Genomic DNA, 17,412 nt, shown 5'->3' with positions numbered 1-17,412 from the left:
GCGAGAGTAAGAGGGTGACGTTTAGCCGTGAAACGCTTTGTTTTTTCCAGGCAGTGCTAATATCTTTGAAATAATGATGGCAAATAACAGAGACCTGCTGTGGGAATGAATAAAACCTATAAACCCTCGTTAAAAGGGCTTCTGTGCCTGCATTCTGTTGGTTGCATAGTCATTACTGCACTCATGCTGATATTGGTGGTGGGCGTTGTTCTTAAGGTTCTGACTGAAAAAAGAATCATTGAATCTAACACCGCCTATGCCCGTAAGCTTGCTGATATGGCCGACAGTACATTCAGAACGGCACAAAAAGAGCTTGCATACAGTGCCACTCAGATTAAACGTTTTGAAGACAAACAGGCACTACAGCAAGAAGCTGACAGATTAAGACTGCAATCGGATATGTTCAGTTCAGTCGTGATGCTAACGCCAGACGGTTACGTTGCGGCATCCTCTCCACCAGGTTTACTGCCTGTTGGTACGTCTTTGAATGTTGCCCCTGAGCAGTTGATGGCGGTAAAAAAGGGGGCGTTCGTATCAGAACCCTTTACACCTTCCACAGGTAACTATCTCATTTTTTTGTCGAACCCGATCTATTCCTCTTCGGGGGCGTATCTGGGTTATATTGCAGGATCTATCTACCTGAAAAGAAAAAGTATTTTAAGCCGCCTCATGAGCCATCATTTTTACACTGATAAAACAACGATCAGCATTGTTTCAGATACTGGAGAAGTCATTTATTCACCTGATGAGATGCTTACAGGAAAGAACAATCCTTTGACTACCAGCCTGACGACGCGGCTGAATCAGGCCAGCAGCGGTGGATTAAAGACAACGTTAGAACAACGCGACTGCCTGTTAGGCTATTCAGACGTTATCAAAACCAACTGGCACGTATTCGTATGCGTTTCGCCTGACGTGGTCAGCACGACACTCACGCTTATCGCTAAAGATGTGTTGGTTTATGGACTGGTGATAGCATTGCTATTGGTCGGTGTGAGCATCTTTGTTTCCACGCAGATTTCCAAACCGCTCGAAAGACTCGCTGGCCTGACCCGGTCTACTACAACGAAGGATTTGCCTCCCAAAATCAAGGGTATAAAAACGTGGTATAAAGAATCTGACCGGCTGAAAAAATCTTTTTTGGCTTATTCGAACACAATTAATAAAACGTTGGCTATATTACGTGATGATGCAATAACCGATCATCTGACCAAACTGTATAACCGACGTGGATTTGAGCAACTTACCGCGCCTTACCTCTCTGCTAAAAACGAACATAGTCTTGCCTCTTTCGATATCGATTACTTTAAGCGCATTAATGATCACTATGGGCATGATATCGGTGATAAAACGTTAGTGGCCGTCGCGATGTTTTTAAAAAAAGGCTGCCGCACTAACGATATTGTTTGTCGGTTTGGTGGCGAAGAATTTGTTGTTTTCTTTCCGAATACAAAAATCTCAGAGGCTGAATCTATTGCAAATCGTATCCGTGAACATATCGCATGTGCGCAATTTAGCGAAGTAGGAAAAATGACAATATCAGCTGGCGTGGAGAGTTTAGCTCACCATAACAACGATATTGAGGAAACATTGCTTTCCGTTGACCAATGGTTGTACCAGGCAAAGCATGAGGGGCGAAACAGAGTTGTTTCTGCCAGAAGTAAACTGATTTCGTCGTAAAAAATGCACTGCACGACGTCAAGATTATCAACATTGAGATCTCAGCGTCGTGCAGTAGACAAGGGTGAAAAATCGTTAAAAAAGCTAACTACTTCTTTCACAGACGAAAAGTGGCGTAGTCTCAGAGTAAAAAAGCCAGGCTTTATCACCGTAAGGCCTGATTTTCAGCAGCAGAGGCTTCCCTTTTTCAATAAAGAAATCAGGTAGCCATTTTCTTTGATCCTGAACGCTCATGGTCATTTGTGGCGAGTTGATGACCAAATCTGAGTTAAGGTGATAATAATAGCCCTGTTCTCGATAGGAGAAAGATATGGTTTTACTTAAATAACCATCGCCTTTATTTTTTTCATGAAGCGTACCCGAGAGAGCCAGTATCCCTTTGCCATTCTGGATGTTTTGAGAAATGAATAAATTTAGCGTGCTGTCTTGCCACTGATAAGAAATATCCGCTTTACACGATATACGGTGTTCCCGGTTTCCACTAAATGGATACAATAAAAGAGCGATAAAGCATAGCCCTGTCAGAACCAGAATTTTATTCATCATTGAAATTCTTAACATAATAATGAGAGAGACAGTTTGCTCGAATTGTAGCGTGCAAGGGGTGCTGGCATTGAAAGTAAGAGAGTCTGTCAGCATTTTTAAAAGATGTCATATAGATATATTGACTGTCTTTACAATTGATATCCAAATCATCTACGCGTTTTTTTAACTCAGCGCTATTGAGCCAGGCGTCTGAGTTATTAAAAATCACGCAGCCTTTATAGTCCATGCTGTGAGCGAAAACGGGCTCTGCCGATTGCGGTTCGACTTTGATAAAAATAAAAATACAGCAAAAAGAAACGAAAGTGATGGCGGTAAAAAACACATTTTTAAAAGAGAGTCGTGCTAACAACATTTCTGTTTTGGGTAACCATGGCGAGTGATCACGTTGACGAGTTGAGGGTAAAACCGTCTTATGATCTTTATCATCTTCGACATCTGCGTGCTGTAACACGGCTGGAGATGCTCCCTCGTGGGATTCTGTGTTTTCTTCTGACGAAAGAGGTTCATAATTTTTCTCACTCAAGACAGCTGCTGAAGAGGCTGTAACGGTATTTTCTTTCATCACCACGGTTTGTGGTGACAGGATAAAACCACGCCGGGGCATCGTTCGAATGATGTCTTCCTGCAGTCCGGCTTTACTCAGTGCGCGCCTGAGGCTGGATATATTCTGATAGAGGGACGTAGAGGTCGGCTCCATGCCAAAACGACGCCATGCATAGTCAAAAAACTGTTGATGAGTGACTAACTCACCGACATTTTCAATGAGCAACTCGAAGCATAGTGATGCTGAAGCACTAATGATCGCCGGATTGCCTCTGCCAGTAATTCTTTTTTTCTCGGGTTCAAAAACCAGAAAGTGATTAAGTGTAATCTTTCGGCTCAAAGTGCTCTCCATCTGTACCAAAAGAAATGGACATGAATACCCATCTATTGAAAGGAATTAATAGATAAAAATTTGTTATCTGAATCGACATCAGCATAGTGCTGAATAATTTCCAAATCAAATTAAATAAAAGAGTTTTATTTGCATGCCTTTGTCTTTTTTAATTTAAGTGGAATATAAAATACATGATTTAAGTTGTAAGTAATTGATTTTATTGTTTATAATTTTAAATTTAATTTAATAAAAAATAGTAATGTTTTTAGAGGGAACCTGAAGCGGGTTTAGGCTTCTTATGTAGCCCGCTGTCGCACGCGAAAGACAGCAGATAACGATGTTAAAACGCGCAATTAACTTCTCAAAAATTTCTCTAATAGTAATTATATACATTCTCATTTGCCCTGTCAGTCAGGCGTTCTGGTCAACGGCAGGTGTCAGATTCATTTGAACTCTCATTGGTTTACGCGCTTGCTGCCGTTCACTGCATCATTCAAAATAGACGTTGTTGTCAGCATACGCACTCATATGAAAAACGCACATACATACGTCTTTTAATAAGCCGTCAGCGCTATCCACATCAGAGGTAGGCGTAGCTGCATGCGCGCAATCCTCAGGTCGCGCAGACAGACATCATGCGACCAGGGGGGTTGGGCGAGGATAAAATCTGCAAGAAAATAATGTGCAGGGTTGTTAAACCAACCAGATTAAGCCCAGATTGCAGACTGAGCGGAACGAATACACCCTCCATTTTCAAAGAACCTCTACCTCAATGATACTCATCGTCACTGCAGCCTGAGATCACGCATCAGCCGTTGTTTAAGTAAATCACGCGAGAATTCCAGGTGGGCATCACAGAATCTTACGTTGCTTCGTTTAATGTTAAGGTATTGCATTTCAATGGGGCGTTGATGATGTTTTTAACTGCCCTCACTTACCTGTGTCATTCTGTATTTATCCATACCTGCGACATTATGGCTTAGCAACGCATCGTAGATATCATATAATCAATATCCCGCTGTAACAAACACCACTCTCATCGACCTGACAGAATGTCTGTCGTTTCCTGATCTCCTGACGTTAAGTATCGAAAGTGCGCAACCCAAGCCTCTGGCCCAATGTTCTAAGAGCGTCACGGCTTGCACAGCACTTTCTTTTTCAAACATATTGCTGATTTAACGGGGAGGTAGGATAAAACGGTAAGCTTTTCTGGTACGACTATCTGACTAAAAGATATGGCTGTGAGTCAATGTAAACCAGGAATGAACTAAAGGAATGAAAATGGTCAGGAATGAAACATCTTAAGTAATGCATTCAGGTCGAGTGACCAACGACAACGTCAGGCTGAACGTTTGTCTATTTTAAACGTGATTAGTAGGGCAATGAAACAGCGTCAATCAGATGTGACGGCATGGCGTTGTGTGTACTGACGCTTCGACACAGAAAAAAGTATGAAAAGGGACTGGAAAGGGCAGGCTAATCCGGCAGGTGTCCATTGCAATCTTTAAAAGACGAGTTTTCACTCAGTGATAAGTAAATATTGGGAGTTGATGTGTATGTTCTTTTCTGAATTTATTTATAAATCAATCAAAAAAAATATTGCTTTAAATGTGGCATAGAGTATATGTCTATCTTATTGATTTTTAACAATAAAAAACAAAAGATTATTTTATAAAAAAAGAGATTAATTCATATGGCGATTTCAATGTTTAACGTTATATTTCTCACCGCATTAAGCCTGAGCGGCTTGTGTCGATTTTTTTTATACAGAGATAAGGAAGAATAACGTGTCTTTTAATAAAACAGTATTAGCGTTGAGTTTCACCACCAGTGTATTATTTTGCCATTCAGCCATGGCGGGAACCGACATTAATGTTCATGGCATCATTGCGCCGAACGCCTGTACAGCAAGTGTTGTAGGCGGTGAGGCTCTTGACTGGGGGATTACTCAGCACAAAGATCTTAATCAAACCGCGGTCAATACCTTTGCAGCGAAACAAGTGACATTACAGGTAAGTTGTCCCTCAGCGCAGAAAGTGGCATTCTGGGCGACCGACCCCAATGAAAGCAGTGCTATGGTGGGTGTGAATACCAATAACAGAAGTGGGCATGCAGATAGTACGCGTATTTTTGGTTTAGGGATGGATCCGGTAACGGGAAATAAATTGGGGAATTTTACCATCAGCCCTGTTTCATCAACGGTAGACGGCGTGACCAATACGGCCTCTTTCGGTTACCAGAATAGTGGTTCGCACAGTGGTACTGCGTTTGGTCGTGTGTTAAATGCCGATTGGAGTTATAAGAAAACGGAAGACTGGACACCATGGGATGAAACGACCAGTGCACCAGCCTCAGGGAAAGATATTTCATGGGTGTTTGACATCGAACCGCAATTAAACGCCGGAAATATGATAACGAATGCGCAACAGGTTGACTGGCAGGGTACTGCACAGATTAACGTACGTTATTTTTAATTTATTTTTTTTGAGAGCGACAGCAGGCATCTCCCTATGAGGTGCCTGATTTTGACATGCAAAAAATATATTATGTTGTTACTGTTATTTTCTTTTTAATTTTTACAGCACCAGTGCGGAGTGAAACGCTACATTTTGATTCTAATTTGATGGCTGCGAATGGTATCACTTCTGCGCAGCTTGATAATGCACTTAATCAGCATGTAATGCCAGAGCGAGAAACGGAATCTGATATTTACATCAATGGAAAATATATTTTATCAGGAAGGGTTTTTTCGGTTAAAAATGCAGCGGTTTATTCGGAAGACATAAAATCAAAAGCAGGAATAAAAGCGTTAGCATGGTCGCCCTACAAAGCCAGAAATGGCAGTAAATATTTTTATCTGGATAAACAGATTCAGGCTAAATTTGATCGGGCTAATAATACCTTACGGTTATTAGTCCCTGTAAAATATCTGATTAATCCAGAGGGGAAGCAAAGGTTGAGTGGCGGGAACGGGGCATTTATAAATTACAATACCTATGCCTATCGCTTTTCAGGAGGAGAAACCTCCCTCAACAGTATCAATACAGATTATGAAGCCGGAATTAATATGAACAATACGATTATTCGCTCACATGGTTACTACAGTTCCTTTAGCAGCCGTAACGCACGTACGGCGGTTAACACGATACGTGATGGCTATATTGAGCGAGACTATCAAAATGTTCGCGTCCGCGCAGGACGAACAATCGTTAGCGATGGTGGGTTTGGCACTGGCTATATTGATGGTGCCATCATCTCCTCCGCCAACGGCAACGCGACGGCATTTGTGAACTTTAATTATGAAGCTGCAGAAACGCTGACTGTCGAGTTCTGGCAAAATAACTTGCTTCTCTGGAAACAAATCATTCAGAAAGGCCATGCGGAACTGCGTAATATTCCGGTAGCTGGCTTTAGTGATGACGTCAGGGTATTGGTTAAGCGAGACGGGCAGATCGTTGACTCGCGCATCATCTCACGCGCGCAAATCACCTCTGACCAGGATGGTAACGCGGGCTATTATGCTTTTACGGGACGTACCGTTAGCGGCAGCAGAAGCACGGTAAGCGGCGCCGGTTTCTCCAGAACGCTAAATTCAATCTTCGCCCCATCGGTCGCTATGGTCACTGCGTCAGGCTATCGCGGGCTTACGGTCAGCAATACGGCTTTCGAAAAAGATTTTCGCTTTCGCTCCAGCCTGACAAGCGTACAAAATGAGAAAAACCAGAAGGGCCTGAGTTTGGATGTTTCAGGCAGCTATAAAAATACCAGCCTTAATTTTAGTCGTAACAGCCGGCATTTTAGCTATATTGGCCAGGCACGACTCGGGAATTACAATGCACAGCGGAGCAGCATTGGTTTAACGCAGACGCAGCAGTTTTCCTATGGCGTGACAGGAAGTATCTCGTTAACACATTATCGTTTCTACGATGCGCCTGGTTTCAATTCATTGTCAGGCAGTCTGAACTTACCTGTGGGAAAAGCTTCGTTGGGCGTAGGTGTCTCCTACATGTCTTTAAGCCCCGGACAAACGCAAAAAGATAAGATCAGCCTCAATCTTTTCTTGAGCCTTCCACTAAGTTTCAACAAACACAGCGCTAACTGGCGAAGTCAGTATTACACGTACGGTAACAGAGCGCGCCTGTCGAATTCGCTCAGTGCGCCGGTATCTAAAAACTATACCGTGACTGCCAGCCAGATGCGTACGTCGGGCGCGGGTCGGTCAGAAAGCTACTCGCTGGATAATGCCGTCATTACACCTTACACCACTGCGGATGTCTCGCTCTCCCAGGGACGAGATGCCGGAGGCGTATCGCAGACCACCGCGGCATATTTATCCGGTGCTGTTGCCATTAGTAAAGAAGGCGTTATTTTCTCACCAAACCGTATTGGCAATACCTGGGCGGTGGTCGACACAGGCGTCCATCATTATCTTGATGTCGCCTCATTACAAAGTAGTGCGGTCACCAATCATGATGGAAAAGCCATAATTACGCCTGTCGCTGAAGGACGAAATGATTTTATTCGCGTTAGCCCGGAAGGTCTGCCATCAGGTGTAATCATTAAAAACAACGTCAGAGATTTTTCAGCTGTTCGCGGATCGGTGCCGTTCTTTAAATTTGGCATAGCGGATAACCGTTCAATGCTGTTGAAATGGAGCCACAAACCTTCTGACATTCATCAGAGTGATCTTTTTTATGACGGTTCTGGAAAATTAATTGCCCGTTTCATCGACAAAGATATTCTTTTAATCGATGAAAAAGATATCGGAAAGCTGGAATCAGAAGGTATGTCGTCACCTACGCATTTAAATATGCAATGTAAACTTTCATCTCGTCGTCTGAATCAACAGGAGAGTATTAAAAATGTTATTTTCAACTGCCATGCTTCGTAACGTTTCTATGAGTGTTTTCATATTTACAGGTCTTATTCATGATGCCAGTGCCGAAATTCTACCTTCATCATCAGCGGTGTTGATCGAGTCAGGTAAGCAGGAGTCGACTATTGATATTAAGAATAATGGCGATAAAAGTGTGCTGCTTTACAGCAAAATCCGGCGTCTACCAGACGATAATCTTGCCGGTGGGACACTGTATACTGAACCTCAGGCTATTGTAATAGGTCCGGGCGACATCCAGAGCATTCGGGTAATTTACCGTACCAATACGCCGGATGTAAAAGAGCATATCGCGCGCGTCGTATTTACAGGATTACCACCTAAGGATGAGGTCAGCGATGGAAAGGTGAAAATTCTCATTGGGCAAGATCTGCCGGTCGTAGTTAACGTCAGAAAAGATATCGAGCAAAAAGATATGTGGCAGCGCGTACAATATCAGTTAGTCCGCGGCGATCTCTGTATAAGTAATCCCAGCGCTAAAGTGTTCCGTTTCTCACCTTTGGTTAATACAGATGAAGGCGGATCGAAAATCACTTTTACGAAGCCTTATGTTCTTCCGCAGGAGACGTTGTGCGCTACACCTTCTCATCCACTTTCAAAGGGTATGCATCTGAGCATCACCAGCGTCAGTGATTATAATTATCAGTTAAAAACAAATAAAGTCACCCTGTAGTTTATTGCAGGCGCGCCTTTGAGGTTTACTGATTCGCTATGGAGATAACATGTGCTTAGGGTTATCGGGAAACATGGAGAAAATGTTTTTTTAACGGACAAAGAAATTGCCGTAATAGGGTTTTACATGACCGGAATGAAATTACAGCAGATTGCGTGCCGGACAGGCATGGATGTGCTGAAAATTCGTTACCACAAACGCAGGGTGATGCGTAAATTAGGTGTGAAAAACAATAAGGAACTTATTCTCTGGTTCATCGCCAACCGTCCCTCTTTTAGTCTTGAGGAGAGGGAGGGTTAGTGCAAAACGAGGATTCATCCAATTAATGACCAACGGGTGTACGTAGTTTGAATATTTTGGCGAACGCTCTCGGCACTGTGCCGGCGATATGCCTTCCTCTCCGCAATGTGAGTGGGCAGGTGCAGGGAAGGTTTATGGCGTTGGAGGCGGTGCTGGCAAAACGTTGCGAGGAAAAGGGGGCTTTTGGCCGCTGTAGGGGGGAAAGATATTGCCGGAGGATTCTGCGCCTTTCTGTAACTGGCGGGGATGAGTTACAGACAGGCGCAGATAATACCCTTTCTGGTTGTGTAACGTCCTAAAATTGTTATCTCAATGTTCTGAGCTGAACGCTTTATTGAATATAAAAATAGCGAGAGGCTAATAAAAAACAGTACATCCGATATTCTGAGAATGGAAATCTGTTCTGTGTGGCTTCGTGCTTAGGGTTTCTATCAATTAGACGCGGCGTTTTTAGAAATTATGATGCCGGGTTGAGGGGGGCATGTTAATCCGGTACGTACAATCCGGAATTATCTTAGCTAGTCGTTCACTGAATGCCACCAGGTTAGGGAAGGTGGCATTTTTATATGGCGTTGGGATGATGAATGACAGGTTGGGATTTGAAGTTGATTGTTAATTAAATATTTTTTTGGTTATTTGTGGAGAGATAAAAAATTATTGCTCCAGTGGAGGGGTTGTGACTTTTATGGATAATGCAAAACGTTGTCTGACATTTACTGAAAATGAAGTAGCGGTTACCTGGTTTTTTATGACCGGGATGACAGTAAGGCAAATGGCCGAATGGATGAATCTGCCGGAGAAAGCAGTCAGTTATTATAAACGGAGAGTGATGAAAAAAATCGGCGTGAAGAATGATAATGAATTCATTATGTGGTTTTTGGAAAACAGGCTTTCTTATCAGAGGAGCGAGATTGAATTTTCTATCCTCCGTCAGAATAAAAGAGCGATCAGGATAAAGTAAATGTTGCAAAAAGATTTAATTGATATGGGAATTAAAAAGAATGCAAGATGCATCCTTACCAGCCTGTTTTTACTGTTATCACTTACAGGTTGTAGCCATAGCATTTCGTCAAAAGCAAACAGGCAAGACTATACGCTGAGCCATGATTATTCTTCACTCGCCCAAAACGAACGTATTCGTTTCCTGGTTTTTCATTACACGGCCGCTGATAACGCAACATCGTTAAAACTTCTTACAGGTAATAATGTCAGCGCCCATTACCTTATTCCTGAGTCGCCTGACAATACAGCAGATAAACCCCTCATCTATCAACTGGTCCATGGAGATAAGCGCGCCTGGCACGCCGGTGTCAGTAACTGGAATGGGCGTGTCAATCTCAATGATTCTTCTGTCGGTATTGAGATTGTTAATCGTGGTTTTTCAGAAAATATGTTGGGACATAAAACCTGGTATCCCTACGATGAAAAACAAATCAAGGCGCTTGTCGCGTTGTCCAGGCGCATTATCCAGCGTTATAATATTACCCCTGATAACGTAGTCGGTCATAGTGATATCGCCCCCCTGCGAAAACAAGACCCCGGTAAGCTGTTTCCCTGGAAACAACTGGCTGCTCAGGGGATCGGGGCCTGGCCGGAAGCAGAGAAAATAAAAAAATATCTCAACGGTCGTCTGCCAACCGAACCTGTGAATGTTCATAAAATGCAGGTGCTACTTAAAACCTATGGATATGATGCTATTCCACAAACGGGTGTGCTGGACGAGGAGACTATAAAAACCATTCAGGCGTTTCAAATGCACTTCAGACCGGCGCTTGATAACGGCATACCTGATGCGGAAACAGAGGCAATTGCTCAGGCGCTTAACGAACAGTATCGCCCAAAGGCCATTGATTGAAGGGATCATCAACTCAAGGCCAGGCAGCGACTTTGAGCATCGGGCTGTTACGCATGCCAATAACGCAGAGGCGGTTTGCTGGGTGGGCGGCTAACGGGCAAACGTTATGTTTAGGCTGACTCCTTATAAGGGCTCCAGTCAGTTTGTTAACGGAGCCAGACGGCGATTCATATCGCAATTTTCCCGTGTTGGCTGTTGTGGATTTAACACCTGGTAAGGCATGTGGCGCGTTTCTCCTGTACTCGGCTTTGCCTTAAATACGTCAATCTGACGGGTTGAGGGCAGGAGCCAGTGCGATTGTTCGTTTTCACGCCCGACATGCTTGCAAGCGATGCGCGTTCACCTGTCAGGCTTGCCTGCACCATCACATTTTCCAATGACGCGTCATCTTGTAACTTCTCAACTCGCATGACAGTATCGTTACATGTATATACATGTACTACCGTTTACGCATCCATCCGTTCAACAATAGGTCTCAACGCACCGCGTATGCTGTGTTCCAGTGAGGAAACTATGCCAGCTGAATCACCTGCAGCAGATTATTCAGGCGCAGAGAAACCGCGCCTGTCAGAAACCCGTTCGATTGATTACATCCCGCCGCGCGAACGTCACGGGCAGCCTTTCAGCCAGTTTACCCTCTGGTTTGGCGGTAATCTGCAAATCACCGCCATTGTCACGGGCGCGCTGGCTGTGGTTCTGGGCGGCGATGTGGTGTGGTCGCTGGTTGGGCTGCTGGTCGGCCAAATCATCGGGGCGGGCATCATGTCGTTACATGCCATTCAGGGCCCGCGCCTGGGGTTACCGCAGATGATCACCAGCCGCATGCAGTTTGGTGTATTCGGTGCGGTCATTCCCCTGGTGCTGGTCTGTATAATGTACGTCGGCTTTTCTGCCAGTGGTACGGTGCTGGCGGGACAGGCGCTGGCGAAGCTTATTCACGTCAGCAACGCGACCGGAATGGTGGTGTTTAGCGCCCTTATTGTGGTGATTGCGGTGCTGGGCTATCGTGTGATTCATCAACTGGGGAAACTGGCGAGCGTGATCGGCGTCCTGGCCTTTGCCTATTTGTTCATCACGCTGCTCTCCACTCACGACTTATCGGCGGTATGGCAGAATCGCCATTTTACGCTGGCTAACTTTCTGCTGGCGATCTCGCTGTCTTCCTCCTGGCAAATTGCGTTTTGCCCCTATGTCTCTGACTATTCGCGCTATCTTCCCGCCGATGTTTCCGCAAGGACGCTGTTCTGCTCGGTGTTCTTTGGCAGCATGACCGGCACCCAGGCATCAATGACCCTGGGCGTGATCGTTGCCGCGATTGCCGGGAAGGCGTTTTCAGGCAATGAGGTCGGCTATATTGTGAGCTTAGGCAGCACGGCTACGATGGCGATGGTGATCTATTTTGCGATCTGCTTTGGGAAAATCACCTTTACCACCCTGAATGCCTACGGCAGCTTTATGTCGCTGACGACAATTGTATCGGGCTTCCGCCAGCAAACTTCGCTCAGTCGGGGGGCACGCGTTCTGTTTGTGGTCCTGATGGTCACCGTTGCCTGCATCATTGCACTGCTCAGTGAACCGGCCTTCCTGAAATCCTTCACGCATTTCCTGCTGTTCCTGCTGGCCTTCTTTGTCCCCTGGAGCGCGATAAGCCTGACTGATTTCTATCTCATCACGAAAGGCAAAGTGGATGTCCCGGCACTGTCAACGCCAGACGGACGCTATGGCCGCTGGAACTGGGCCGGTATTACGGTCTACTGCCTGGGGGTGATGGTGCAGTTGCCCTTTATTGATAACCCGTTACATCATGGTTCTCTTACCTGGGTTTTTGCCGGCAATGACATCTCGTGGATTATTGGCTGGTTGGTGACGGCACTGCTGTGGCTGGTAGCCAGCCGATGGGATCGCCGGGGTAAACTGGCGCGTTCAATCTACCCGGCTGAATAACAGGGTTAGGGCCGCCGGGCAGGGCGGCGGTTACTGATCTCTACGGGTTAATGCGACTTGCATTTCCCTGACCAGACACTCCCGCAGTGCCGCCACGTCAGGTCGATCCGCCATATCTTTCATCGTCACCAGATAGTAATTCGCGCCCGGTAAGCATGACCCGAATAACGTCACCAGCATGTTACGTTTAATCAGATCCTCCGCCAGCAGCTTGCTGGCAATGACCACGCCTTGCCCCGCAACCGCTGCCTGCAGTGCGTGCGTTTCATCACTGAAATAGAGACCTTTGCTGATGTTCAAACTGGACGGCCCATAGCGACGTTTCCAGTGCGACCAGTCCGGTGATTCTGTCGGAACATGGCGGTTTTCGACGTGGAAAAGCGTGACGCCGAGAAGATCGCCGGGCGCATTCAACGCCAGCAACGGGCTGGCTAACGCCACAAACCGATCCTTGTAGAGCAAAGTATTGTGCAGCTCATCTTCCGGGGCTTCACGATAGCGGATCGCCACGTCCACGGTGCGCTGGGTTAAATCGACCTTTTCAACGCTGGTGTGCAGATGTAAGTCAATGTGCGGAAATTGCGCCTTGAAATCCGCCAGGCGCGGAACCAGCCAGTTGGTCAGAAAATTGGATGTGGTGGTAATGGTTAACGTCGGCGGCCGTCTTGCCCGGTCAATCTTACTGACCGAGGTTTCTAATGCTGTAAAGGCGGACTGAGTGCCCGCATACAGCAGCTTACCGGCTTCCGTCAGCTTAACGCCCTGAGCATTGCGTTCAAATACCCGACATTCAAGCGTCGATTCAATCAAACGTATCTGGTGGCTGACGGCTGTCGCGCTCACGTTCAGCGTTATCGCGGCTTGCTTAAAGCTCAGGGCTGACGCGACGGAATGAAACGCGCGCAGCGCACCAAGCGGCGGTAAACGGGATGGCTTCATGATGAGTTATTTTCACCTATGGCTGAAAACTATGACTTTGATTCCCTTGCAGCACAGACCGTAAGCTTAATTCATTACTCAGCCACGATGAATTTAATTTTATGTCATCTGTTATTACTGCGAGGCTAGCTATGGCGATTTTCACTTTACCTGAATCAGATTCTGTTACTGTTACTGAAGAGGGAAGAAACATCACGTCTGGTATCCTGTTAAGTCTCCTGGTCGCTGAGCTGGTACTGATTTTCAGCTTTGCCATGACGCAAGGCTTTATCGCTGGGGGGATGGGGCTAAGCTCTCTGCTGGCTTCATTCTTCTTTGGCAATATGCTGGCCAGGCTGGGCATCATGAAACGTCAGCAGGTTGTCACTCGTCTTTGCTATGGGTTTCTCCTGGCTGCCTGTGGTTTAGTCTTGCTTATAATCGCCTTTCAAAACCCTCACAATGCCTGCCTGCTGCTGCCTGGTGTGGGTTTATCCGGGCTTGGACAAGGCTGGGTGGCTGGACCCTTGAAGCGCCACTGGGAGGAGATTCGCCCCAGTGGTTTACGGGTGTCAGTTATGGTGCTGGCAATGATCTTCAGCAGTGTGATTATCCTTCTCGCCAGACACTGGGGCGGGTTTACGGGGGCGACTGGGCTTTTAACAGACCTGGCATTGCTGGGTGGGTTGTACTGTAAAATTATTCAGCAAACCGGCATTTCGCGGTAGGTACGAGAGCGTTATCACTCGGTTTGCACGTCTTTGCACAGGGCGCTGGCGGCCGTTACGTTGGTTTGTGCCTTCACGGTCAAGAACATGCCAGGCCCGAATATGGCAACTCGCTTACTTCAGATCAAGGGATTGAATAACAGCAGCCACTTCAGCAATATCACTCGCAGAAAGGGGAAGAAGAGGTCGGGGCAGGCAGTCAACCTCGGTCAGCCCCAGCACGCCCGCCGCCGCTGCCATAACACGGATGCTGCCTCCGTGTTTGCGAAACAGCGCCCATAGCGGATTAAGGCGCTCGCCGAGCTGCGTAACCCGCTCGTGCTCTCCGCGTGCTGCTGCGTCGGTGATTTCTTTTGCCGCATGCGGGAACAGGCCGCCGCAGACGGAGTACCACACGTCACAGCCTGCGTTGAGTCCTGCCGCCGCACTGGCGTCGCCGCTAATGCCAACCGTTACCTTTGCAGGCAGTTTTTCCTTCAGGCGTTGGACGCGTGCCAGCGCCTCCTCCGGCGAGGCCGGTACGCCCGGGATTTTAACGGATTGAATGCCAGGCAGCCTGGCGATACGTCCGTGCAATTCGTCAGAGAATGTAAAGCGCGTTGTACCTGGATTATCATAGATGCAGACCGGCACTGAAGTGTGCTGCGTCAGAGTCTCAAACAAGCCAAAAACCTCATTGTCCGTCAGCGTCTGGTACGAAACTGGCGGCAGCAGCAGCGCATCTGCTCCGGCCGCCTGCGCGTCATCGGTCAGCCGCATTACCTCATCGGTGCTGACGGCACCCACGCAAACCATCACCGGAATCGTGCCCGCATATGACTTTGCAATGCCAGCTATCCGGCTACGCGCCTGGCGCGTCAGGTAGGCATAACTGCCTGTTGATCCCAGAACGCCAATCGAGTCGACGCGGGCCGACGTAATGCGTTCAAGAAGGCGGACAAATCCACGTTCGTCAAAACCATTGCGCGTAACAGGAGTAAGTGGAAAAGCGCTCAAACCGTGAAACATAGGTTATTCCTCCAGAATAAAGATAAGTTTGCTGCTATCCGACATCCCATTTCTCAGCGCGCCTACGCGCTCACCGTCATGGTAAAAACCAGTGTTTCATCGCCTGCGCAGGCATATTAACTTTTTTGTTCACTGGTCATTATCGTGATTTAAAACGGTCATTACAGGATTATTTTATGTTCCCCGCTCATCCGTCAATCAGCCCTGACGTTGCACGTCTCGCGCCGGGCTTCCGTGCATTGAGTCTCAGTGTGCTGCTCCAATAACAAATCCCCGTGTGGGAGAAGATGCACTGCGCAAAGCCTTCGAGGACGTGGTTGTTTAAACTGCGGCCGGGAAGATAACCTGGGTATCCTCGTCTCGCGCAAAGGGTTGTTGGAAGATGAAATCGCTTTCCTGTCAGGACGAGGCGCACGCAGGTAAATGCGCCAACGAACCCGTATCCTCCCTCCGTCACGGCCTGTTTCGGCCTGGCACCTACACTGTATTTTTATAAAACAATGTGGATGTCTGTCTAAAGTGCAAGGCATACAGCGCATTGCACGTCATATTGGTCGCCAATTTTTAACCTGTCGCACACACAAACACCTGGCCGTTGACCACGGATTCATCACCTGTAACGAGAAAACGCACACGCCAGGTTGGAATGCCGATATTCTGCGTGTTCTCTGAAAAGGTCAGCTATAAATAACGATTTCAGTAGGTTGCTCTGGTTTTCTTAGTCAAATATCCGTTTCTTTTGAAGGTTTTTAACTGTCCGACACGGCAGCGGGTCAAATTTTTCATAAACTGATGTACGTAATCATGTAATCCTCAGATAACCGAGAGAACAACGGTTACTGATTTTAGTGACTTGTCTGGCAACTGAATGTTGTCGGTGGAATGGAAGGGAATATGATGTCTTTGATTTTTGGTGAGTTATCGGGTGCGCCAGCCTGGGTACCTGCAGTATTACTCGTTATTCTCTCATTAATAGTGGGGTTTCTTGCTCGATTTATTCTTCTCAGGTTTATCCGTTACTGGCAAAGTCGCGACAGAAAGTTATTCAAATCCCTTGAAAAGCACCTTCGTGGGTCCCTGTTTCTTTTTATCCCTTTAGTGTTAATCAATATCGGGGTGAATTATATCAATATCCCCCCGCAATCCCTTAATTTCATAACGGCTACCGCCAATATATTTATTATTTTATCCGTCTGCTCTATTTTGATTCGATTGACGAATGTCGCACAGGATATGCTTTTTATACGCTATGACATTAATCTTTCAAATAACCTTCGTGCCCGTAAAATTCGCACGCAGTTAATCTATGTAAAAAAAGTGGCAATCGTCATCCTTGTGTCATTCTGTTTGTCGATGATTCTGCTCAGTTTTCCAGGTGTGCGTAAATTCGGCACGACAATTCTGGCCGGTGCCGGAGTAGCAGGGATCATCATTGGTTTTGCCCTGCAGAAGTCGCTGGTCAACCTGTTTGCTGGCATCCAGATCGCCTTTACGCAACCAATAAAAATTGACGATGCCGTGGTCGTTGAAAAAGAATGGGGATGGATTGAGGAGATAAATCTGACCTATGTTGTTGTGCGTATCTGGGATCTACGCCGACTGGTGCTGCCCATTACCTATTTTACAGAAAACGCCTTCCAGAACTGGACGCGTAATAACGCACAAATATTAGGATCGGTGTTTCTTTATGTGGATTACTCCATGCCGTTGGAGCCGCTCCGCAGACATTTTGAAAAAGTGCTGAGCGAAACAAAACTCTGGGATCAACAGACCCAGGTGCTTCAGGTGACCGATACGACCGAAAGAACCATGACCATCAGGTTATTGATGACGGCACAGAATTCCCCCACAGCCTGGGATTTACGCTGTTACGTACGGGAAAAAATGATTGAGTTTATTCAGCAAAATTATCCGCAGAGTTTGCCTCATGTCAGGGCAACCCTGACCGACGCCGATGCGGTAGACAAAGAAGCCCGCTGCTAATCGCGT

General features: G+C 46.5%; 14 protein-coding genes. 10 read left to right on the top strand and 4 right to left on the bottom strand.

From position 1 onward, the window contains the following. Positions 1-99 precede the first annotated feature (99 nt). Positions 100-1,680, top strand: a complete 1,581-nt coding sequence (locus CMR03_RS21660; protein ID WP_096012614.1) for a sensor domain-containing diguanylate cyclase — start codon at positions 100-102, stop codon at positions 1,678-1,680. Between the two features lie 84 nt (positions 1,681-1,764). Here the strand turns inward: CMR03_RS21660 and CMR03_RS21655 are convergent, their stop codons facing one another. Beyond that, a complete protein-coding gene (locus tag CMR03_RS21655; protein ID WP_063879465.1) occupies positions 1,765-2,223 on the bottom strand; it encodes a hypothetical protein in 459 nt (152 codons plus the stop codon). Next, positions 2,216-3,109, bottom strand: a complete 894-nt coding sequence (locus tag CMR03_RS21650) for a winged helix-turn-helix domain-containing protein (RefSeq protein WP_063879466.1) — start codon at positions 3,107-3,109, stop codon at positions 2,216-2,218. Before CMR03_RS21650 ends, CMR03_RS21655 begins: the two co-directional genes overlap by 8 nt. A gap of 1,781 nt (positions 3,110-4,890) precedes the next feature. Here CMR03_RS21650 and CMR03_RS21645 point away from each other — a divergent pair. The 7 genes from CMR03_RS21645 to CMR03_RS21615 all read left to right on the top strand — a co-directional run bounded on the left by CMR03_RS21645 (position 4,891) and on the right by CMR03_RS21615 (position 12,769). After that, entirely contained in the window at positions 4,891-5,577 is a 687-nt protein-coding gene (locus CMR03_RS21645) for a DUF1120 domain-containing protein (protein ID WP_244181413.1), read from the top strand. A gap of 56 nt (positions 5,578-5,633) precedes the next feature. Continuing rightward, positions 5,634-7,994 (top strand): fimbria/pilus outer membrane usher protein, encoded by a 2,361-nt coding sequence (locus CMR03_RS21640; protein WP_063879467.1) that lies wholly within the window; start codon positions 5,634-5,636, stop codon positions 7,992-7,994. Continuing rightward, entirely contained in the window at positions 7,966-8,670 is a 705-nt protein-coding gene (locus CMR03_RS21635; protein ID WP_013025675.1) for a fimbria/pilus periplasmic chaperone, read from the top strand. The genes CMR03_RS21640 and CMR03_RS21635 overlap by 29 nt, the downstream gene beginning before the upstream one ends. A 51-nt stretch (positions 8,671-8,721) precedes the next feature. Continuing rightward, positions 8,722-8,970, top strand: a complete 249-nt coding sequence (locus CMR03_RS21630) for a helix-turn-helix transcriptional regulator (RefSeq protein ID WP_013025676.1) — start codon at positions 8,722-8,724, stop codon at positions 8,968-8,970. A 685-nt stretch (positions 8,971-9,655) separates the two neighbouring features. After that, positions 9,656-9,931 carry a helix-turn-helix transcriptional regulator gene (locus CMR03_RS21625; protein WP_096012613.1) on the top strand — a complete coding sequence of 92 codons (276 nt, stop codon included), beginning with the start codon at positions 9,656-9,658 and terminating at the stop codon, positions 9,929-9,931. Positions 9,932-9,955: 24 nt separating this feature from the next. Next, complete coding sequence (locus CMR03_RS21620) at positions 9,956-10,825, top strand: N-acetylmuramoyl-L-alanine amidase (RefSeq protein WP_482811327.1); 870 nt, start codon at positions 9,956-9,958, stop codon at positions 10,823-10,825. A gap of 513 nt (positions 10,826-11,338) precedes the next feature. Continuing rightward, complete coding sequence (locus CMR03_RS21615; protein ID WP_096012611.1) at positions 11,339-12,769, top strand: purine-cytosine permease family protein; 1,431 nt, start codon at positions 11,339-11,341, stop codon at positions 12,767-12,769. Between the two features lie 30 nt (positions 12,770-12,799). Here the strand turns inward: CMR03_RS21615 and CMR03_RS21610 are convergent, their stop codons facing one another. Beyond that, positions 12,800-13,708: a LysR substrate-binding domain-containing protein gene (locus CMR03_RS21610; RefSeq protein ID WP_096012610.1), complete on the bottom strand. Its 909-nt coding sequence runs from the start codon at positions 13,706-13,708 to the stop codon at positions 12,800-12,802. 131 nt (positions 13,709-13,839) lie between these two features. Between CMR03_RS21610 and CMR03_RS21605 the strand changes: the two genes are divergently transcribed. Continuing rightward, the gene (locus tag CMR03_RS21605) at positions 13,840-14,415 is read left to right on the top strand and encodes a hypothetical protein (protein WP_096012609.1); all 576 of its coding nucleotides are present in this window, start codon (positions 13,840-13,842) and stop codon (positions 14,413-14,415) included. Positions 14,416-14,529: 114 nt separating this feature from the next. Here CMR03_RS21605 and CMR03_RS21600 read toward each other — a convergent pair whose 3' ends face one another. Beyond that, a complete protein-coding gene (locus CMR03_RS21600; protein ID WP_096012608.1) occupies positions 14,530-15,423 on the bottom strand; it encodes a dihydrodipicolinate synthase family protein in 894 nt (297 codons plus the stop codon). An 897-nt stretch (positions 15,424-16,320) separates the two neighbouring features. Between CMR03_RS21600 and CMR03_RS21595 the strand changes: the two genes are divergently transcribed. After that, positions 16,321-17,406: a mechanosensitive ion channel family protein gene (locus tag CMR03_RS21595; protein ID WP_172823924.1), complete on the top strand. Its 1,086-nt coding sequence runs from the start codon at positions 16,321-16,323 to the stop codon at positions 17,404-17,406. The last annotated feature ends 6 nt before the right edge of the window (positions 17,407-17,412 follow it).

Origin of the sequence: Pantoea allii (assembly GCF_002307475.1) — a bacterium.
In the GTDB taxonomy this organism is placed as follows: Bacteria; Pseudomonadota; Gammaproteobacteria; order Enterobacterales; family Enterobacteriaceae; genus Pantoea; species Pantoea allii.
Note: the sequence above shows the minus strand (reverse complement) of the source record. Positions and strands in the feature narration are given on the sequence as shown.